Source organism: Brevibacillus sp. FSL K6-2834 (assembly GCF_038592925.1).
Taxonomy (GTDB): Bacteria; Bacillota; Bacilli; order Brevibacillales; family Brevibacillaceae; genus Brevibacillus; species Brevibacillus borstelensis.
Genome location: NZ_CP151945.1, coordinates 1421909 through 1442559, shown reverse-complemented (window position 1 = coordinate 1442559; position 20651 = coordinate 1421909). Strand labels below are relative to the sequence as shown.

General features: G+C 53.1%; 19 protein-coding genes and 2 pseudogenes. 3 read left to right on the top strand and 18 right to left on the bottom strand.

The genetic code is table 11. The features are described 5' to 3' along the window. Positions 1–78 precede the first annotated feature (78 nt). The 4 genes and pseudogenes from NST96_RS07245 to vanG all read right to left on the bottom strand — a co-directional run bounded on the left by NST96_RS07245 (position 79) and on the right by vanG (position 4456). Positions 79–288, bottom strand: a complete 210-nt coding sequence (locus NST96_RS07245; protein ID WP_003388141.1) for a hypothetical protein — start codon at positions 286–288, stop codon at positions 79–81. Positions 289–505: 217 nt separating this feature from the next. After that, positions 506–2649: pseudogene (vanT, locus tag NST96_RS07240) on the bottom strand (serine racemase VanT catalytic subunit). Then, positions 2646–3410: a M15 family metallopeptidase gene (locus tag NST96_RS07235; RefSeq protein ID WP_342405868.1), complete on the bottom strand. Its 765-nt coding sequence runs from the start codon at positions 3408–3410 to the stop codon at positions 2646–2648. Before NST96_RS07235 ends, vanT begins: the two are co-directional and overlap by 4 nt. Continuing rightward, entirely contained in the window at positions 3407–4456 is a 1050-nt protein-coding gene (gene vanG / locus NST96_RS07230; protein WP_024983485.1) for a D-alanine--D-serine ligase VanG, read from the bottom strand. Before vanG ends, NST96_RS07235 begins: the two co-directional genes overlap by 4 nt. 353 nt (positions 4457–4809) lie before the next feature. Between vanG and NST96_RS07225 the strand changes: the two genes are divergently transcribed. Further along, positions 4810–5214, top strand: a complete 405-nt coding sequence (locus NST96_RS07225; RefSeq protein WP_081924324.1) for a MerR family transcriptional regulator — start codon at positions 4810–4812, stop codon at positions 5212–5214. A 7-nt stretch (positions 5215–5221) separates the two neighbouring features. Continuing rightward, positions 5222–6151, top strand: a complete 930-nt coding sequence (locus tag NST96_RS07220; protein WP_342405865.1) for an EamA family transporter — start codon at positions 5222–5224, stop codon at positions 6149–6151. Positions 6152–6213: 62 nt separating this feature from the next. Here NST96_RS07220 and NST96_RS07215 read toward each other — a convergent pair whose 3' ends face one another. The 3 genes and pseudogenes from NST96_RS07215 to NST96_RS07205 form a co-directional block, all read right to left on the bottom strand. After that, positions 6214–6909, bottom strand: a complete 696-nt coding sequence (locus tag NST96_RS07215; RefSeq protein ID WP_003388149.1) for a response regulator transcription factor — start codon at positions 6907–6909, stop codon at positions 6214–6216. 416 nt (positions 6910–7325) lie between these two features. Further along, positions 7326–8276: a threonine/serine dehydratase gene (locus NST96_RS07210; protein WP_342405863.1), complete on the bottom strand. Its 951-nt coding sequence runs from the start codon at positions 8274–8276 to the stop codon at positions 7326–7328. Positions 8277–8290: 14 nt separating this feature from the next. After that, positions 8291–8653, bottom strand: a pseudogene (locus NST96_RS07205) (RidA family protein); the annotation flags it as partial. Between the two features lie 262 nt (positions 8654–8915). Here NST96_RS07205 and NST96_RS07200 point away from each other — a divergent pair. Next, the gene (locus tag NST96_RS07200) at positions 8916–10163 is read left to right on the top strand and encodes an MFS transporter (protein ID WP_255320275.1); all 1248 of its coding nucleotides are present in this window, start codon (positions 8916–8918) and stop codon (positions 10161–10163) included. 125 nt (positions 10164–10288) lie between these two features. Here the strand turns inward: NST96_RS07200 and NST96_RS07195 are convergent, their stop codons facing one another. The 11 genes from NST96_RS07195 to NST96_RS07145 all read right to left on the bottom strand — a co-directional run bounded on the left by NST96_RS07195 (position 10289) and on the right by NST96_RS07145 (position 20635). Beyond that, complete coding sequence (locus tag NST96_RS07195) at positions 10289–11059, bottom strand: IclR family transcriptional regulator (RefSeq protein ID WP_024983492.1); 771 nt, start codon at positions 11057–11059, stop codon at positions 10289–10291. A gap of 195 nt (positions 11060–11254) precedes the next feature. Beyond that, positions 11255–11893, bottom strand: a complete 639-nt coding sequence (locus NST96_RS07190; RefSeq protein WP_122958617.1) for an aspartate/glutamate racemase family protein — start codon at positions 11891–11893, stop codon at positions 11255–11257. Beyond that, positions 11890–12843 (bottom strand): aminopeptidase, encoded by a 954-nt coding sequence (locus tag NST96_RS07185; protein WP_342405858.1) that lies wholly within the window; start codon positions 12841–12843, stop codon positions 11890–11892. The genes NST96_RS07190 and NST96_RS07185 overlap by 4 nt, the downstream gene beginning before the upstream one ends. Before the next feature lie 14 nt (positions 12844–12857). Next, positions 12858–13535 carry an AroM family protein gene (locus tag NST96_RS07180; protein ID WP_003388158.1) on the bottom strand — a complete coding sequence of 226 codons (678 nt, stop codon included), beginning with the start codon at positions 13533–13535 and terminating at the stop codon, positions 12858–12860. Further along, complete coding sequence (locus NST96_RS07175) at positions 13532–14488, bottom strand: DUF1177 domain-containing protein (RefSeq protein ID WP_003388159.1); 957 nt, start codon at positions 14486–14488, stop codon at positions 13532–13534. The genes NST96_RS07180 and NST96_RS07175 overlap by 4 nt, the downstream gene beginning before the upstream one ends. A 16-nt stretch (positions 14489–14504) precedes the next feature. Next, a complete protein-coding gene (locus NST96_RS07170) occupies positions 14505–15566 on the bottom strand; it encodes a DUF917 family protein (protein ID WP_024983496.1) in 1062 nt (353 codons plus the stop codon). A 20-nt stretch (positions 15567–15586) separates the two neighbouring features. Continuing rightward, the gene (locus tag NST96_RS07165) at positions 15587–17185 is read right to left on the bottom strand and encodes an OPT/YSL family transporter (RefSeq protein WP_327925760.1); all 1599 of its coding nucleotides are present in this window, start codon (positions 17183–17185) and stop codon (positions 15587–15589) included. Positions 17186–17429: 244 nt separating this feature from the next. Then, positions 17430–17852 (bottom strand): cupredoxin domain-containing protein, encoded by a 423-nt coding sequence (locus NST96_RS07160; RefSeq protein ID WP_003388162.1) that lies wholly within the window; start codon positions 17850–17852, stop codon positions 17430–17432. Between the two features lie 63 nt (positions 17853–17915). Continuing rightward, positions 17916–18116 carry a twin-arginine translocase TatA/TatE family subunit gene (locus NST96_RS07155; RefSeq protein ID WP_003388163.1) on the bottom strand — a complete coding sequence of 67 codons (201 nt, stop codon included), beginning with the start codon at positions 18114–18116 and terminating at the stop codon, positions 17916–17918. 16 nt (positions 18117–18132) lie between these two features. After that, the gene (gene tatC / locus NST96_RS07150) at positions 18133–18873 is read right to left on the bottom strand and encodes a twin-arginine translocase subunit TatC (protein WP_024983499.1); all 741 of its coding nucleotides are present in this window, start codon (positions 18871–18873) and stop codon (positions 18133–18135) included. A 40-nt stretch (positions 18874–18913) separates the two neighbouring features. After that, positions 18914–20635, bottom strand: a complete 1722-nt coding sequence (locus NST96_RS07145) for a GMC family oxidoreductase (protein ID WP_024983500.1) — start codon at positions 20633–20635, stop codon at positions 18914–18916. Positions 20636–20651 lie beyond the last annotated feature (16 nt).

Below are 20651 nucleotides of genomic sequence, written 5' to 3'. Positions count from 1 at the left end.
GCATCCGCTTTATCGGTTGGATCGTTTTGATTCGAGTTCTTTCCTTATTATAGACCTGGCCCGTCTGGTCATACTGGTTTAACTGTTCGGTTCCAGATGAAGCAGTCGAAATACAACGCTGAGCAGGAAAATATTCGACGCTGCAATCAAAAACCCGATCGCTGCCATCAGACCGAAGTTTTCCGCCCTGAAATCGCTTACATGCGTAACGAACAAAAGTGCACCGATGAAGAAAGTGATCCAAGCGAACCATTTGAGTGTGTTTGCTGCTTTCATCCCGTTATTCATAACACATGACCCCTGTCTTTGTGTTTTCGAAATATTGTTACTTACATTGTAACACACTTTTCACTTGTTGTTCACTTTTTGTTCAAATTATTTTCAAAATCTTACTCTTGAGGAGTTTGATTGGGAAGCCGGCCGTCAATTATGAACAAAAATCAACAACCCGGCCTCCGCGCAAATGTGACAGACGGGGTCTTTTCCTGCCACGATCCGTTTTCCGTCAATCCGACACATAGACGCGCTCAAGCCGATTTCCCAGCCTGCTGCACAATTCATTCGTAATCGTTCCTGCCTGCTTTGCGACCTGCTCCGCTGTTATCCGCTCCGTGCCGTCCTCGCCGATCAGCGTCACGATGTCATTTTGCCGGACATCCGGTATCCCGCTGCAATCGATCATGAGCTGGTCCATGCAAATTCTGCCGATGACAGGAGCCTTTTTCCCTTTCACCAGCACATAACCGCCGCCGCACGACAAGCATCTGGGAAAGCCGTCCGCATATCCGATGGAAACGACTGCGATTGTCATGTCGTAAGGAGCGGTAAAGCGGCACCCATACCCGACGGTCTCGCCCGCCCCGATCTCTTTTGTGAGCGCTACCCTCGCCTTCAAGGAGAGGACCGGGCGCAGGTCCACGGACAACTTCGTTTGATCCTCTGCCGTACTCAGCACGCCGTACAAGGCAATGCCGATCCGGGCGTAGTCGCACTGCAGCTCGGGAAAGTTCAACACGCCGTAGCTGCTCTGGATGTGTACGTTTGGCAGGTCGTATCCCCAATCCCTTAGCTGGGCCAGCACGCTGTAAAAATTGTCGATCTGAAAGCGGGAGAAATTCATTCCCGCCGGGCTGGAATCATCGGCCATGCCAAGATGCGTAAAGATGCCCTCCACGCTCAAGTTTTTGCAAGCAAACATGCCGGCTATCCCGCGTACGTTTTGATAGTCCTCCCCGAGCCGGTGCATCCCTGTGTCAATCTTTACGTGAACCTTTATTTTGCGTCCATACTGATCCAAAAGCTTGCCGTATTCGCAATCAACGACCGTCTGCGTCAAATCGTACCGGACCAGATCCGCAAATTCCTCCGGTGAAGTATAACCGAGGATGAGGATCTCTCCTGTTATTCCCTGTCTTCGCAGATGTACGCCCTCCCGGATGGCAGCCACGGCAAAGGCAGAAATCCCGATTCGATTCAGTTCCTTTGCGACAACCGCATCTCCGTGCCCGTATGCATTTGCTTTCACGACCGCCATCACTTCGCACTTCGGCGGCAAAAGCTTCTTTAAAACCTTTGCATTGTGGCGAAGATGGTTCAAGTTGATCTCCGCCCACGCCCTGCTTTTCATACGATCTTCCTTTCTCTCTTCCGCTGCAGCAGCTTGGTGAGCAAGATAGCCCCCGCAAATGACAGAGCGGCTACCGCCACATAGTGGACGATACTATTTTCAATCAAAAGCGGCTGCATTTTTGCAATCTTGGCAAATCCGCGCACGACAATAATCGCCAGCGGGTGAATGATGTAGACAATCATCGAAATGGTCCGCAGGCTTCGGCTGCTTTTTCCCCTCCATAGAAGCAAGGATTGAAACAGGAAAAACATGCAGGGGAGCAGCATCACGTACATGCTGTCATGGCGCTGGAGAGAAAAATGGTGCAAGAGCAAGCCTTCCGCGAGCAAAAGCAAGAGCGAAACGGCAAGTCCGCCCATGCTTTCTCTCAAGCCAAATCCGCTTGTCTGCCGCGCGATCAGCCCGCCGAGCAAGAGAAAAACCGGGGCAAAAAACAAGCCGTTTCGCGTGTAATCCGAGAAGCTGAACAGCACGTCGTAAAACTGCGCAAAAAGCGGGACCTGCGATGTCAGGCCGTAGTAGCTGTCCCCGCCGAGCCCGATCATGTAAAGCAGCCCGGCAATCAACGCCACCACGCCGGTCTTGCAGCTTCGCAGCAGAAGATATACGAGCCCTGCTCCCAGAATCGTCGCCGGCAAGTACCACAAATGATAAAACGTGCCATCGAAGAAAATATCCTTCAGCAGGTTGGGCAAAAGCGGCGTGGTTTCAAAGTAGCCGGCATACACGTTTACGGGGAGAAAAAGCAGGATCGCCATGCCATACAGCTTGCACGACTTGACAAAAAATTTGGCCAGGCTGCCCCTGTCTCCACGCTTCTCGTCCATGTATCGCGGCAGCAAAAAAAATCCCGTTGCCATAAAGAAAAACGGGACGGCTACCCGCCCCAAAATTCTCGTCAAGATAAAGTCCCCTGTCTCGCTGACGGAGACGAGCGGGTACGTGTGGATGGCCACAACCAGAAAGGCTGCGATGATGCGAAAGGTATCAATGCCCGCATAGCCCGCGTCCTGTTTCATCCGTTCTTCCTCCAAACCGTTGCCACGAATCCATCCACGTTATTTCCCGACACCTCGCAGCGGGCGCCGCTCGGAATGTCAATCCGCACTGTCGGGGAAGACAGGGCATGTACGTAAAAAATTTCTGCTGTTTGTTCATCTGCTTCAAACAACAAGTGCTCTCCCCCATAGGGGAAGCTTTTCACAAACTCCGTATACTCTTCCAGGGTAAACTGATGCTTCCGGATCAGCTCCGCATGCGGATAACCGACATACCGGAAGTGCCAGGGCTCGTGGGCGATGCCTGTAATGGCCTCTTTTCCTTGCGGGTAGCGTTCAATAAACCCGTACCTCGCTGCTTTTAGCCGGAACTCCTGACAGATGCCGGTATAGGGAAAGTCCGGCCTGATAAAGTCGATCTCTTCCTTCTGCTCGCCCACGTCAATCGCCAGCCCTGTCTGGTGCTCGCTGTGGTTCGGATAAGCTACGTACTTTCGCGTAAATTCCTCGCCGTTTTCCCGCATCGACTCGGTGTAGATGGTTTCCTGTTCTTTTTTTGTGCGATAGCCGCTGACAGGGACGATCCGCTCTCCGCCGTCGAGCGAGTGAATCAGCGCTGCGTACATCGCCGCCGCCCTTCGTTCCAGCAAAATGTCCGGGTGCCTGTGATCTGCGGGGATGAGCATGTCTTCCGCAGGCTCTTCAAAAACCGGGTGCATTCTGTTGATCAAGATCAGGCTGCCTTTATGCATATTGGCTTGTTCCAAAATCAATGTGTTCATTCCTCGATCGCCATCCTTATCAGCTTGTCTACGATTTCCTCAAACGACATGCCAATGCCCTTGAGCATATTCGGATAACGGCTGTGGGCGGTAAAGCCCGGGATGGTATTCACTTCATTAAAAACAAGCTCTCCCCCCGGCGTTACAAACATGTCGACTCTGGCAAAGCCGCGGCAGTCCAGCGCCTTGTAGATCGCAGCCGCTGTATGCTTTATCCGTTCGGCTGTCTGCTCGTCGACTCTGGCCGGCATGTGGATTTTGGAGGTTTTGAGCGTATATTTTTCGGTGTAGTCAAAGAACCCTTGCGACAGTTCGATTTCGTCCACTTCGCCGATAATCAGTTCCTCATTTCCCATCACGGCGCAGCCTACTTCGAATCCGTCGATGCCCTCCTCGATGACGACTTTTGGATCGTACTCCAGAGCGTTCACCGCCGCTTTGAAAAGGCCGTCTTCTCGCTCGACTTTGGTGATGCCAAACGATGACCCTGCCCTCGCAGGTTTGACAAACAACGGATAAGAAAGCTCCCGGACCAACTGTTGCAATTCTCCCTCGCTGATTTTGCCGTTTACGACGATGGAACGGGGCACCTTGATTCCCGCCTGCATGGCGATTTTGTGAGCCATGTCTTTATCCATGCACAGCGCCGAGCTGAGCGTGCCGCATCCCACGACAGGGATTCCGGCCAGTTCAAGCAAGCCTTGAATCGTGCCGTCTTCGCCGTTTTTTCCATGCAGGACGGGAAATGCGGCATCGATCCTGGTCGCTTTTATTCCGTCCCGATGAAACTCGATCACACCCCGAACATGCCTGCTTGGAGAAATAACGGCATGCACGCAGCCCGGGTCTGTGCTCCAAGTATCATCCATAATCTGTTCAAGGCTTCCGTTATACCGAAGCCATTCTCCCTGCCTCGTGATTCCGATCAAAACCGTTTCGTACCGGGATTGATTGACGTGTTTTATGACTGCATAGGCGGATTGCAGAGAAACTTCATACTCTGTGGAACATCCGCCAAACAGGATGGCTATTTTTTTCTTTTCCATCGGTTCCCGCTCCCTCCTCCAACAATGCCTGTGCCCCGGCTTGCGGGAAGCAGGCAATTGTATTGTAGCGAAACGAGACAGGCCGTCCTTTAACTTTGCCTAAGGGAATCCTTACGAAATCATTACGGAATCATGACGTTTCCAGAACAGGTGAGCTGGAATAGAGGCCTGAAAAAACGACCAACCCTGCTTCGGATTCCCGGAACCAAAGAGCAGGGTTTTCCTTTGATCGGATAATGAATCGATCTATGATACCAGACAGCGGCAAACAATCGTTTTTGAACTGCATTTCTTTGCTTGACTTAGAGTTACCTCTAAGAGGTAGGCTAGTTCTACATCTACAGAGAGGGATGATGATCTTGTTCACCATTCGGGAAGCTGCTGAAAAGTGCGGCATCAGCTCGTATACATTGCGGTATTACGAAAAAATCGGGTTGCTCCCCCCGCCCAAACGAGACAGCGCGGGGAGACGCTGCTACACGGAAACGGATCTCCGCTTCATGCGGTTCCTGAAGAGCGTAAAGGAAACCGGCATGTCTCTGGAAGAAATCCATGAGTTTGTAAAAGACGGCTGTATCATGGAAAAGATTCACCTGGATGTGCCGATAAAGGAGCTTACCCCATCCTTAAACAGGCGCATCGAGATTTTAACGAAGCATCTGGAGAATATGGAAGCGAAGAAGAAGGAGCTCGAAGAAGTGATCGCGGCAACAAAGTCGAAGCTCGACTCCTACCATTCCATGCTGAGTGAGGGGTGAACATCAAATGAAGCCTATGAAAATATACGCGATGCTGCTCGGGTTTTCTATTTTTACAGGAGCCACCTTCAACCTCGCCAAATACACAGTCGAATACTTGGCGCCTTCCTCCGCGGCGGCGTGGCGTTTTGGTTTGGCTGCCGTGGTCATGCTGGTCATTTTGCTTTTGACGGAAGGGGTAAACAAAAGCCTGCTCAAGAAAAATGCAATCGCCTATGCAGTCCTTGGAATTGTCGGGATCTTTGGATTCAACGCTCTGTTTTTTATCGGCATGAAATATACGTCACCTGTCAACGCGGCCTTGATCATGGGATTGAATCCTTTGCTCACGACCATTTTCGCCCGGATGATCTTGAAGGAAAAAATTGTGAAAAGACAGGCAGTCGGCATCGCTTTTGCCTTTATCGGCGTGTTTCTCGTCATTACCCAGGGCTCGCTGGAGGCGATCGCCACCTTGTCGGTTTCAGTCGGAGATCTGCTTATTTTTGCAGGCAACCTTTGCTGGACGCTATATGCCGTGCTTGGACGCCGCTTTATAAAGGACGCCACTCCGCTGTCTACGACAACATACACGATGGCGGCCGGCGCGATTGGGTTAATCGTCGCTTCTTTGTTTACGTCCAACCCTGTTCCTCTTCCGGATGTTCCGGTCGGCGCTTGGGGCGCGGTTGCCTTTATGGCTGTCTTTACAAGCGTTTTGGGCTATCTGTGGTGGAATCAAGGGGTAAAAGAAATCGGGGCTGGGAAAACTTCTCTGTTTTTCAATCTTGTTCCTGTCGTTACGATGATCATTACATTTGCCTCAGGAACCCCGATAACGTTCTTTCAAATGATCGGGGCCGCTCTCGTCATCATCGGCGTTTTGGCTGCTTCGGGAATCATCCATCTTCCCAAAGCCCATGCAGAAAAGCAAAAGCGCATGCTTGCAGCAAAATGAATGTATCGCTATCGGAAAACAGCCGTATTTCTCGCGCAGAGATGCGGATGTTGTCTGTCCGTTTACGGATCCATTTTGTAGCCAACGCCCCGTACCGTTTTGATATACGTCGGACTTTCTGCCGAGTCATTCAGCTTTTCACGCAAATTCCTGATATGAACCATGACGGTGTTGGTATTATGACTGTAGTATTTTTCTCCCCAAACCTCCTGGAACAATTTCTCGGAGCTGACCACCTGTCCTCTGTTCTCACTCAAGAGCCAGAGGATCGAAAATTCGGTAGGCGTGAGTGGCAAAAGGTTTCCGTTCAAGAAGCATTCGTGGGAGTTTCTATTTAATAGAAGACCCGCAAAAGCGATTTTGTCATCCTCCTGCTGTGGATCACGATTGTATGTTGTGTATCTTCTAAGCTGTGCTTTTACGCGAGCGACAAGCTCCAGCGGACGGCACGGCTTTGTGAGATAGTCATCCGCTCCGAGCGCCAAGGCGGTGATTCGGTCGATTTCCTCGTCTCGTGCTGACAGCATGATGATCGGAAAATAGGATGTTTCCCGAATGTGTCGGCAGAGCGCGAATCCGTCCATCCCCGGCAGCGTGACGTCCATAATGGCAAGGTCAGGCCGAACAGAATCGAGACAGCGAAGAGCCTCTTCGGCCGTATCGCATTTGTGAATGCTGTAATTCTCGTTTTTCAGGAAAAGCTCGATATACTCCGCGTATTCCCGTTCAGCATCGACGATTAAAATAGTAGAATTCATGACTTCTCCCTCTTTTAGCAAAGCGATAAGAACTCTATGTATTCTACTGAAGAAACACCGGGAATTTTGCGTAGAAATTCTTAAGATTCCCTTACAAAAAACGCACACATGAAAAAACCCGCCTCCGAGATTCGCCGGAAACGGGCATCGGTCTAGCCTTGTGATCCGGGTGCTTGCCCCGCAACGGCACGACGACGTGCTCAATACACGCCCATCCCAACCGCTCATCGCTCAGTTCGTCAAAGATTGTCCGCTTGATTATAGCCTGTGTGAATATAAAAATCCCTCCAGTGAAGCTAAGATAGCAAAAAAACGAAAAATCCACCTCTATTATTTGGAAAAGAGGCGGATTTTTTGGAGGATCCAAAAGCCACATGCCTGTCAAAATATTCAATGCTTCCTCGTATTTGGCTCTTTTACGCTTTCAATAATAAGTAAAGCCCATCGACGTCGACATTGCCGCCGGAAATGACCGTCACGACTTTTTTGCCGGAGAATGGCAGCTTGCCGAACATAGCTGCTGCCACAGTCGTAGCGCTGGACGGCTCGATCATCTGCTTCATGCGCTCCAGCACAAACCGCAACGCCTGCCGGATTTCCTCCTCGCTGACGAGGACCAGATCATCGAGGTGCTTCATCAGGACTGGAAAGGTAAGGTCACCCGGCTGCGTCGTCCTGAGGCCGTCCGCAATTGTTTTCGGGCCCGGGACGGACACGATGCTTCGCTGCTTCAGCGAAAGCCATGTATCGTTTGCCAATGCCGGCTCCACACCGATCACCCGGACTTTTGGCCTGGATTCCTTTACTGCAGTCAAAATGCCGGAAATCAGTCCGCCTCCGCCGATGGGTACGATGATCGCATCCACGTCGCTGAGCTGTTCCAGTATTTCCAGCCCGATGGTTCCCTGTCCGGCCATGATGGAAGGATCGTCATACGGGGGGATGTAGACGCCGTTCTCGCTCGCTGCGAGCTCCTTTGCCCGCGGGAGCCTTTCTGCCGATGTGTACCCGTATTTCTCCACCGCCCCCCGGTAGGACCGGATCGCGTCGATCTTGCACTGGGCAGCATCCTCAGGTACCACAATCGTCGCCGGAATCCCCAGCCTTTGCGCGATATACGCCACCGCCTGCCCGTGATTGCCCGAGGATGCCGCCGTCACATAGGCGGCTCCTGCTGATACAGCCTGCTTTACCTTATTGGTCGCTCCGCGAATTTTGAACGAGCCTGTCTTTTGCAAGTGCTCCGCTTTCAAGTAGATGTCATTGCCGCAGCGCAGGGAGAGCTGTTCGGAGTTCAAGAGCGGTGTGACTCGCACGACGTCAGCGATTTGTTGACGCGCTTCCTTCACTTGCTCCAGTCGAATCATCGGCACTTCTCCTTTCATTTATTTGCGTTGACTGCAAACACAAATTCGATTTCCACCGGTGTATTCCCGGGCAGCTCAGCGACACCGACTGCAGAGCGCGCATGCCGTCCTTTTTCTCCAAAAATGGCTTGCAGCAGCTCTGAAGCGGCATCCAATACTTTGGGCTGCTGCGAAAAGCCGGGAGCGGACTGAACAAACCCGGTCACTTTCAATACCTGCTCCACTTTATCCAGACTGCCGAGCTCGGCTTCCAGACAGCTCAATCCTTTTAATACACAGATTTCCGCCAGTTCGCGGGCTTGCTCAATCGTGACCTCTGCCCCAACCTTTCCTGTATAAGGGAGCTCCCCGTTTACCCGCGGCACCTGGCCGCTAACGTAGGCAAAAGCTTCCTGAAACTGCCCATTTCATTTTCCCCTCGCAAAATCTTTGCACGATCTTCATCAATCCTTAACGGTATAGCTGCTACAATTCTTCCATGGGAGGCGGATTTTTGCATCAAAAGCAGCAAACTGTAAATTTTGCACATTTTACAGTTTGACCCAGTTGCCTTTCCATGCCCCGATTTTATATAATGGGTCTTATTTTCTGCGAGCAGGAAGGATGCTGATTCCTGTCCCGTGGCGTTTTTGAAAGAAATTGAGCAACAGAGAGAGAGGAGAGAACCATCGAATGAAAGAACAGAGCATCCAAAAAGCGCCACTCGTCATCTTGATGGTCAACATGTTCATTGCTATGCTTGGAATTGGCTTAATCATTCCGGTTTTGCCAAAATTCATGCTGGAATTCGGGGCCAGCGGTACGGCCTTGGGCTATCTGGTCGCCGCATTTGGCTTGACCCAATTCATCTGTTCACCGATCGCCGGGGAGTTTTCCGACAAGTACGGCCGAAAGCGGATGATCGTCATTGGGCTGGCCGCGTTTGCACTGTCCCAACTCATCTTTGCCCTCGCTGATCAGATGTGGCTGTTGTACCTGTCAAGGTTGATCGGGGGAATGGGCGCTGCGTTCATGATCCCTTCCATGATGGCTTACGTCGCCGATATTACGAGTGTGGAAGCAAGAGGAAAAGGGATGGGGCTCCTCGGAGCATCCATGTCGCTCGGGTTTGTGATCGGGCCGGGGATCGGCGGGTTTTTGGCCGAGTACGGCTTGCGTGTTCCGTTTTATGTGTCTGCCGCTGTCGCCTGTTTTGCGACCTTGGCTTCCTTCGTGTTTTTGCGTGAAACCTTGTCAATGGAAGACCAGTTGGCAGCCCGCAGCTCAGAGAAAAAGCGGGAGAACATTTTCAAGCAGTTTGCCTATTCGTTTAAAGCTCCTTATCTGGTGCTCCTGGTGCTGGTCTTTACCCTTACGTTTGGCCTGGCCAACTTTGAGGCGATTTTCGGGCTGTTCGTCGATCAGAAATACGGGTATACGCCAAAGGATATTTCCATTTTGATTACAGTCGGGGCTTTGATCGGCGTTGTCATTCAATCGCTTCTGATCGACAAGCTGCTCCGCCGCTTCGGCGAAAAACGGCTGATCAATCTCAGCTTTTTTGTTTCCGCAGTGACTATGGTGCTGATGCTGCTGTCTGGAAACTTCTGGTACGTGATGCTGGTGTGCCTCATCTTCTTTACTTTCACATCGATCCTCCGTCCCGCGATCAATACGCTGCTCTCCAAAATGGCAGGCAAGGAGCAGGGCTTCGTCGCAGGGATGAACAACGCCTACATGAGCCTGGGGAATATCGTCGGTCCTTCTCTGGCCGGTATCCTGTTCGATGTGCACATCAATCTTCCGTACCTGTTCGGAGCCTTCATGCTGCTGTTCAGCCTGTTTTTGTCCGTCTCATGGAATCGCCGCACTAAAGACAAACACATAACCCCTGCTATCCAGGAATAATCAGCAGGGAACGCAAAAGGGACGCGTGCCTTCTATTCGCCGAGAAGCGGATAAAGAGCATGCGTCCCTTTCCTTTTACAATTGCAGGTGATTTCTTTCCTTGAAGCAATTGCGGGTAACTCGCCTTATTGAAACAATTGATGAACTTCTATTTGACTCAGGTAATCCTGAATTTCTTTCCCTCTTTTTTCGAGCATATGGAGCGCTTCCTGTACCTTTTCTTCGGGCATGCGGTAGCTGGGACCCGCGATGGACAGGGAGGCGACGATTTCCCGATCTTTGTTGAACAGCGGGATGCTGATGCCAAATGTGTCCTCGAAATACTCTCCCCTGGAATAACACCATCCCTGCTTTTTGATGTTGTCCAAATCATCGATCAGTTTGTTCGGATCGACGATTGTATTGTCTGTATAGGGAGACAAGCCTTGTTCGATCACTTCCGCCCGCTTTTCTTCCGGGAGATAGGCCATCAGCACCTTGCTGGAAGCTCCGACATACAAAGGGGCTCGATTCCCCACTGTCAGCTCGTATTTTACCTTTTGCGGGCTCTCCACGATCTCGATGTCAACCGCTTCGATTCCCTCCAATATCGTCAAAATAACCGACTCGCCGGTATCTTCGCACAGCCGGTGCATGATCGGCCGAATCGCGTCAATGAGCTTCAGCCGTTTCTGGACAAGCTGTCCGTACTCCCAAAATTTGATGCCCAGGACATATTTTTTTGTCACCTGATTTTGCGCCAAAAAACCGTGCTTTTCATAGGTGGCCAGAACCCGATGAACAATCGAATGGCTCACATTCAGCTCTTTCGCCAGCTCGCGGACACCCCAGGCAGGGGTTTCATCGGTGAAAAATTTTAAAATTTCCAAAGCGTTATCTAGTGTTTTCAAGCTCATACCGGTATCACAGCCTCACTTCCCTTATACAATGTCGATTATAGTATAAGAGTCCTGATATTGCCATTCGCTTCCATATATATTTCCAGAAACGGAAGATTCGTGCTGAGTGCTGCCCGCTCGCTGAACTTGAGAGACTATAGGCCAGACATCTCTTGTGACCATATCATCTGATGCTGTGACCGCCCAAAATTGTCAACTGTTTTTGACGATATACCAGGCGAGAAGCCCTTCTGCCTCCACTGGATCGATGACGGTCACGCCAAACTCCCTGCGAATGATCGGTGCCAGGCCGATGGTTGAATACCCGGTGCACGCAAACGCGATCGTCTTTGCCCCGTTTTTCACCATCGTCCGTACAGCGTTCAGCGCTGCTTCCCGACCGTGGGGCGCCATGACCTCTGCGGAATTGGTCACCCCTGGCGGAGATATATGCCAAGCGAGCTGCCTGCCTAAAATCCGCTTCATGACCCGGGGCGGTTCGGCAGCGATATCGAGCAAACCGACTGGCTCGCCGTATCCTTTGGCAAGGAGTGCCGCCGCACTGCCCGCCCCGATCACGGGCACCCTCACCTGCTGACGCAGCGCATCGATTCCCGGATCATCCGCACAGCTGATCACCAAAACCCGGCAGCCTGATGCGGCCAGCCTTTGACCCAGTGCGACGATTTTCGGGACTGCTTGCCGCTCCGTCACCTCGTCGCAAATGCCGTACGGCTGATCGGGAATGCATGCGGATACGGTTTGGACACCGTACTTGCTCTCGATCAGCTTGCCGTGCTCATTCAGAATGTCCGCATCGTCAGTCGTGATTACCCGGATGATACCGATCATGGCTGGATGGTCACCCTCCCTTTGGAAAGGATTTTCGCTTCGTCGATGAACACGTCCGGCTCGTGGACGACCAGATCGATATGGACACCTGCTGAAATCGTGCCGCCAAACGTCCGGTTGCTGCCGAAGGCTACGTGAATCGTGCCGTATACCTTTTCATCCTCGAGCACATTTCCGGTGATGCGCGCCTTGTCATTGGTGCCGATGCCGAACTCCCCGAGCAGCCTGCCGTCTCCCTCTCCCAGCATGTCCAGTAGCTGATCGGCATCAGGGCCTTCCAAATCGATGATCCGTCCCTTGTCAACGGATACGAGCAGAGGACCGCTCACCTTGCCGATACCGGCAATCGAGCCGTCTACGACGATTTTTCCCGATGCCGTTCCCTCGACAGGTGCGATGTACGATTCCCCGGAAGGCAGATTGCCCGACTCGCCGGGATTGCGATACACGCCCGTACTGGAAATCCCGTCTCTGCCCGCGATGGAAAAGCTGAGCGAGTGACCGTCCTTCTCGATCCGTACGGTGTGGCCAGTTGTCAGGACCCGTGTCACCTGCTCCGTCAGCACCTGTACCTGACCGTAGTCCGCCGTGATCGCTCCTACAAGAAACATGTCGGCTGTAATCCCCGGCATCGTCGCGATACGGGCGCCGCTCGCGGCTGCACGTTTTCTCGCTTCGGTATGGGTGAGGGAATACTCCGTCACACAAACGACGACGTCCGCTCCCCGCATCGCCTCGGCAATCGGTGTCGGCGGCTCTTCCCCGTCCTTTTCCCGCTCCTTCATCACCATCAGGAGCGATTCTGCTCCGAGCGCAAGACCTGCCTTCTGAATCGCCTCCGCGAGCTCTTTTTTCTCCAGGTCAGCGACGACCAGGAGCGTATCCTCCTGCTTGAGCGCCAGACTTGTCACCAATATGCTTTTGCTGACTTCGACCAATTGCGTGTCCATATCCCGATACCCTCCTAGTACAGTTCCGATACGATTTTGGCAAGCAAGGCGTTTGACAGGATGACAGGCAGGTTCGCATAGGCCTCTACGACCGCCTTGGACGCTTCTACATAGCCCATGCAGTCCATCAGGATCGCGTCCACATTTTGATCAGCCAGCTCTTTTGCGGCGCGGATCAGTTCCGTCTCTCCCTCCGCATATGGAGAAGCCGCTGCGTAGACGGCATCCACAAGGCTCCCCCATTCGTCTTCGAGCGCATCCTGCTGTTCCAGCAGAGGAACGATCACACCGAGTCTCTTGTTTTTCAGCATCGCGGACAAGGTCGAGCGCAGGATGACATCGGGCTCGATCAACAAGGCGTTGTTTGCGGCAAGCCCCTCGAATGTCCCGGTGCACAGGACGACAATCGGATTGCACCCGGCTTCCTCCAGCTCATGCAGTTTTCGCTGGAGTACAGGCGCGATCTTTTCCCGGGACATTACCACAGACTCTCCGGTCACGAGCTTGCTGGTCAAGACGTAGTCACCCTTTTCCGGTGAAAAGGCCGCTTCCGCCTCCGCTTTGGTCATGCCGTCGAGTACGCCTGCCTGCATGATTTCCGCCCGGCCTCCGACGTATTTTTGGAAAATGGGGCCGACATCCATCCGCGGCGCTTGTCCGATCGTGACGAGCCCCAGCTTTTTCATCGTCATGACGATTCTCCCGGCGTCTCTTGGCTGCCCATCGTCTGGAATACCGCCAGCGAGCCGTACAGGCTGACGAGGCGGTCGTACTCCGTCTGATCATAGAAGCTGCAAGTGCCAGCCGTAAACTCCTTGGCTACCTCGATGGCGAACCGGGCGGTGGCTGCGATGTCTACTTCGTGGCTGGCCCCTGTGCCGCAGCCGGGTACGGCAGATTGTGCCGTGATGGCGACTCCGACCACGGGAGCCTTTGTCGCGACAGCCGGCTGCATGATGCTGTTGAAATGATACACGCCGTTTCCGTACGGCGTTATGTCCTGGAGCGTGATCGGGAAGGTGGCCGGAAGCTGTCCCGACGTCATTTCCATGATCCGCAGCAAATCCTCGCTGACGCGCAAAATGTACCCTTCCTTCACTGTCGGGGAGAGCGCAAAGCCTTTGATATTGATCAGCCTGTTTCCTTTGGACGTGTCGATGGACAATATCGCGTCCATCTCCGGACATACCTGGTAGCGGTTCATCGTCGGATCATCGACAGGGGAGTCCATGAAATCAACGGGATCATGCGGCTGGGTAGGCGCATCCGGACAGATGTGCGTCGTCACCAGCACGTCTCCTTTCAGCCTGTCGCCGTTTCTCGCCATCTCCGCCAGCTTCAAGCCGCTGGCGACCGCTGCCACCGCGCCATCCGCATCCGATACCATGCCGATCCGGCTCGGACGGGCCCCGATCCCGCCGAGCTGCCCGATGATGCCGAGTGTCGGAGCCGAGCCTCCCCGGGATTTTCCCTCTGTCCCGGGAATCAGGATTTTCACGAAATCCGTTTTGCCTTTGTCTCCTTGCACCGTATCTACTGCAACCTGAACATCGCTGTAAGAAGAGAACAGTTCCTTGATCTTCTCCCCGGAAGCGTATAGACTGTCCATCACCTCATAGACAATGAGTGTCTGTTTCAATGCCATGCCTTACCTTCTCCTTTCAGGAAAACACGTACGAAATGACCTGTTTTCCAATCGCTTCTTCCACAGGTTCAAACAGTTTGCGGTTTCGCATCGTCGAGCTGAGCAGCAGCTGCTCCTTTGGCACCGCGATGACCGCCGCTTTTTGACCATTTGCCATTTTGGCAGATTCCAGCGGGCGTCCGCTTTCTGCATCAAAGGCCATGATCAGATCGGGGAACGTGGCCAGCCGCTCGCCATTTGACTCAAGTGTCATGTACTCGTTCCAAAAGGTAAGCTCCAGACTGCCAATGTCGGCCCGGCCCACATCAAATCCGCCTGTCGTATTCAACGAAAAATTCGAAACAGTCCCGACCTCGATGATTCTGCCCTGCAGGAGCTCGGTCACTGCTTCAATCGCCTTTTCTCCCGTGTGGGCCAGCATCGTCTCGCCGATGCGGATCGCCTGCTGGATCGCTCCCGGACAGCCGTTTTGCTTCACATAGGACACCTGTACGGGATTGCGGGCTACGGCGACCATGCCTCCCGCATCTACAGATGCCCGGCGCACCATTTGCGCCATGTTCTCCAGGGAACCGGACGCGCACAGCTCGATGTACCGGCTGCCCAATCCGCCTGCTGCCGTCTGCGTAGAGACGTAGCCTTCCAGCTCCGTCAAATTCATCGAGCCCATGCTCCCTGTCGGATGCGCTCTGCCGTTGCACGGCGCGTCCAAAACGGGCAGTCCGGTAACAGCCGACTGAAACCAGCCATTGACTGTGGTGCTCGCTCCGTTTTCGTTCGTGATCAGCCCGGAGATCGGACGGCCCAGCTTGTCCAGCAGCAGCTGCAGGGCCCGGATATAGTGCATCGGCTTGACGTACTGCTCGGCTGCGGCAGGTGCCCCCACCGCAGAAACCGTCACCACCCACTCGTCATCTAGCAGTTCATCTATCGTAATCAGCTTCGGCTCGCCTACCTCCAGGGCCAGTCTGCCGAGCTGGATGCCTTCTTCGATCGGGCCTCCGCCTCCGCCTCCGAGGACAGCGCCGCCCCAGACAGCAGCCTCCATTTTGCGTTCATCCAGCGTAATCGTTTCCATCTGCCTTCTCCTTCCTTCCTCTATTTTTTCATCGAAAAGACGGAGCTGAAGAAGCTGTACAAAGCATCGCCCGCGATAAATCCGGCTGCCATGATATTCATCGAGGAATCCGCCTCTTGGCCTTTCCATTTCAGGATAATGACGCGAATCAAGAGACCTGCGAGAACAGCCCAGCCCGCCTCGGGATACGTAAGCAGCAACCCGGTCGCAAACAAAATCCCCATTTGCCGCTTGGGCCCGCCGAGGAATTGCAGGATCGCGCCCGGAATCGCCCAGAGGAACAGCTCACCTGCCACATCGCCAGAGACCCCGGCGTTAATCGTCGCTACGTATACGGTATCGACAGGCGGAACGAGGTTTTGCGAAAACAGGCTGTGAAAGCTGAAAAGGACGACGAGGACAGCTACGCCGAAAGCGATCATCCCGGCTGTCATTTGCTGTCTTCTGCCCTCTTTCTCAAACTCGGGATCAGCGCCGTTGCCGCGCAAAATATAACCGGCCTTCAGGTCGTAGCCCATGTCTGCAAAAGCGGGACCCGTAGCTGCACTAAAGCCGACGAGCAGTGCCAGCGCGACAGGCGGAAATCCGATCAGCATGCCGAGGATCAAGGTGATCAGCGCCACCGCAAAAGCCGGAAACCAGCCGGAGTGCATCGCGGAAATGCCGACGATCAATTCGTGCAAATAAGCGGCGAAAGCAGCGAAAATAATGAACAATAAGAACATTCCGAACGACATGTGCGTCAACAATCCGCCGATGATTGCCAAAATGACCGAAATCGCCATGTACAGCAAAAGCCCTGTCAAAAGCGTGCGCGAGGTTTCCTTTTCCCCTTTGGTCACCTGCAGCGCTTGCTCCGCCTCTGCGCCTGAACCTTGTTGCGGAGACTTTTTCCTGAAGATGACGAAGCTTACCTGGATCAGGGCGACTATTCCCGCTCCGATCATGAATCCATGCGGTATATACGAATCCTTCAAATCCATTCCAAGCAATGTCCCGGAATAGCCCTTGAGCAAAAGACCGATCCCGAACATCGCCAGTGCCCAGATGTTTCCGATGAAGGCGACACCGAATGCAGACATCGGCACTCCCAGGATGGAGCCGACTACACCGCCGGCAATCCCCACACCGAGCAATCCGGCACGTTTGCCGCCTTTGTCGCCGGCAATGATCGACTCCGCTGTGGCGCGTCCGTCCGGCCAGGTGCCCGAAGCGGGAAAGACCTTCGTATCAAACAGCCTGTACAACAGAAAGGCGTCAACGAACATCGCCAGCGCCGCACCGATCAGCATCGGCATGATCAGCTCCGGCTTCCCGAATACATATGGAATCCCGATCGGAATGAGCAGGCTGTTCGCAGCCCCGAATGTCGCCGACGAGATGGCGGTCTGAACGATATTTTGCCGATGGACAGAGCGCATCTTGCGAAGAAAGGCAAGCGGTACCCTCGCGATCAGCATGGCCAAGAGCGCCCCGATAATGGCTGTATTGGCTGTAATGCCCAAAGTCACGATCAACTGCATCCCGATCGCCGCCCCGAGAATCGCCGTGACGATCGTCAGGATCAGCGTGACAGGCTCTAACGCTCTGGGATGCTTCTTTTGTTCCCCATTGTTCATGTTGCCCTTCGCCCCTTTTGTCTCCATATTCGGACCATAGGTCCTTATTTTAATAGCATATGTGCAATTATACAAATCCGCCTTTTTTTATTCAATAATCAATTTTCGTTATTTTGGACTTTTGCAAATATTTTTGCGTCTGTTTGCGAACAGGCTGCGACAGAAAAACGACAAAAAACCCAAGCTGATCCGACTTCTCGGACGTCCGCTTGGGTTTTTCACGAAACTATGTTGAAAGATGGGCTTATTCTTCGACGATCAATTTTCCTGTCATCGTATCATGGCCGGCACCGCACATAACAGAGCAGTTGAATGTAAACTCGCCCGCTTTGTCAGCAGTAAACTCGGCGCTTCCGTCACCTTTGAGGTCTACGTTGAAATCAGGAATGGCTACACCGTGCATGCCTTCTGTATTGGTCAGCGTCAGCTTGATTTTATCGCCTTTTTTCACATGAATTTCTTTTTGGTCAAATTCGAAGTTTGTCGCGGAAAGCTTGATCTCTTTTACGCCGTCTGCGGATTGAGCCGCACCTGCGTCAGCAGTAGCTGTGCTTGCTGCGTTATTGCTTGCAGCGCTGCCTTGGTCGGATTGGCTGTTTCCGCAGCCTGCCAGCGCAAGAGCTACAGCAGAAGCGAGGATCAGAGAAGTGAGTGCTTTTTTGTTCATTGTAATTACCTCCATTGCATCTGATAGATTGATTTATGTTGATATGGCCTGAGCGGCCATGTGTTACTTGGATTCAGGCTGCTGCTGGTTTTCGGTCTTGCCTTCGGTGGTGATGTCATCGACCACGCCTTTGGTCGACGAGCGGAATTCGCGCAGGGTATCCCCAAGCGCCCGTCCTAATTGCGGCAGCTTGGATGGCCCGAATACAACCAGAGCAATGACCAGAATAATGATTAATCCAGGGATGCCAATACTGTTGAACATCGATCATACCTCCTTTTTATGACTTTGACCCAGATACGAGCAAACCGCTTGATCTGCGATGATACCACCCTGAGATGAGGACGCTTAGCTCGAATAACAAAATGAGCGGAATCGTGACCGACAAATGCGAGACAAAATCAGGCGGAGAAATCATCGAGCCTACGATGGCAAGTCCCAGATAGACATATTTCCGAACGGCTTTCAGTTGGGCGGGAGTAATCAGCCCGATCCTCGTCAGGAACAGCACGACTGCCGGCATTTCAAACGCGACCGACAACGGAAAGATGACGTTGAACATAAAGGCGAAGTAGCGGTCAATCCCGTACGTTTCCACCGCTCCGATGCTTTTGTTCACCGACGAGAGGAACGACACCATCATTGGAAACGCGACGAAATAGCTGAACGCCATCCCGCACAAAAACAGAAAGCACGACAGCGGCACAAACCAGATCGTCTTCCGCGCCTCGTCATCGGACAAGCCTGGCCTGACGAACGCCCAGGCCTGGTAGAGCCCGAGCGGAAGCGTCAGCAGGATCGCCACCAGAAAGCCGCATTTCATATAGATAAACATGCCGTCCGTGAACGAAAATACGTTCCAGACTACATCGGCAGCCACCGGTTGCGCTTTGATAAACAGCAAAATGTCAGGGGACATGTACAAGCCGATGCACAGTGACAGAAAGAAGCCGACAATGACCACAATCAATCTCTTTCGCAGCTCAGCCAGATGACCAACAAATTCTTGTTTGTTTTCCATACACACCCCCAAATGAAAGGCAACGGGCAGCATTTTCAGACTAGACGAGGGAGCCGCCTTGCTTGATGTACTTCAAAATGCCTTCGGCTGCTCTGTAGGAGAGGGCCCCTACCGTAGCTGTCGGGTTGTATCCGCCGTTGTGAGCGAATGCGGAAGCCCCTACGACAAACACGTTCTCCGCATCCCACATCTGCAGGTAGGAGTTTACCGCGGAAGTCGACGGATCAGCCCCCATGATGACACCGCCCGTATTGTGCGTGGACTGGTATGGGGTGATGTTGTACGATTTCATTTCTTTGGAGACTTCCATTTTGGTCGGATTCATTTCTTTCATGATCTCTCCGGCCCGCTCAGCCAGATACTTGTTCAATTCCCGGTCCTGATCCTCCCAGTCAAAGGTGATCCGCAAAAGCGGAGTTCCGTACGCATCCTTATAGGTAGGATCGAGGTCGAGGTAGTGGTGCTGCCACGGGAGGCTTGCCCCTTGGGAAGCCAGCGTAAGCGTCGAGTTCGCATACTTGAGCGACTGTTGTTTAAAATCCTTGCCCCAGGAAGGCGTGCCCTTTGGAACCGGATTGGTGGCAATCGGCCTTGCGCCAGTCTGGGTAAAGCGAATACCGGCCCCGTGCAGGAAGTTCAAGTTGCTGTGGTCAAAGTTGTCGCCGTTGAAATCGCTGATCTCCGCGCCGAGCGCACCCGCCCCCATGAACGTGTTGAACTCTTTGTCGTCGAAGAAGCCGACCGCTTTCCCGCTGTTTACCTGGTATGCGTAGTTCTTTCCGATCACGCCTTTTCCGGATGCCGGATCGTACGGTTTGCCCAGCTTGGATGTGAGCAGCAGACGGACGTTGTTCAGCACGTAGCTGGTCATGACCACGAGATCGGCAGGCTGTTCGATTTCTTCACCGGTAATGGTGTTGACGTAAACCACGCCGGTTGCCTTTTTCCCGTCATGCAGGATTTTGGTCACATTGGAATGCGTGCGCAAATCCAGGTTTCCTGTTTTCTCGGCGACTGGAATGACGGTTACGACCGGGTCGGCTTTGGCGCCGTACTCGCAGCCGAAGCGCTCGCAGAACGCACAGTACTGACAAGCGGCACGCTCGATGCCGTCCGGATTTTTGTACATCTCGGACAGGTTGGCCGAAGGAATGATGTACGGGTGATAATTCAGCTTTTTCGCAGCGTCCATGAACATCTTCATGCCAGGCGTGACTTTCATCGGAGGAGTCGGGAACGGGTTGGAGCGTTTTCCGACCATCGGGTTTTGCTCCGCTTCACCCGAGATCCCCGCCATTTTTTCATACTTGTCGAAATAGGGCTCCAGCTCGTCGTAGGTAATGCCCCAGTCCTGAATCGTCATTCCTTTTGGAATCTTTTTCTCGCCGTAGCGTTCGATCGTTTTGGAGCGAATCTCGAAATCGTAAGGCAGAAAGCGTCCGTACTGCCCATTCCAGTGAGACCCTGCGCCGCCGAGACCGTCGCCCAAAAGGAAAGATCCGTACGTCCGCATCGGGAGCGCCCGCATTTTTTCGTTATTGCGGAAGGTGACGGTTTCCTTGGAGAGGTCCTGCATCATCTCATAGCGCAGCGCGTAACGGAGCTCGTCATGAGCCATGTAGTAATCGCTGGTGCTTCTGCCTTTTCCGCGTTCCAATCCAACAACCTTCACGCCGGCTTTCGTCAGTTCCGAAGCGATAATGCCGCCTGCCCAGCCCATACCGACGATCACAACGGGAACCTTTGGTAGCTTCTTGCTCATTTATGTCATCCCTTCC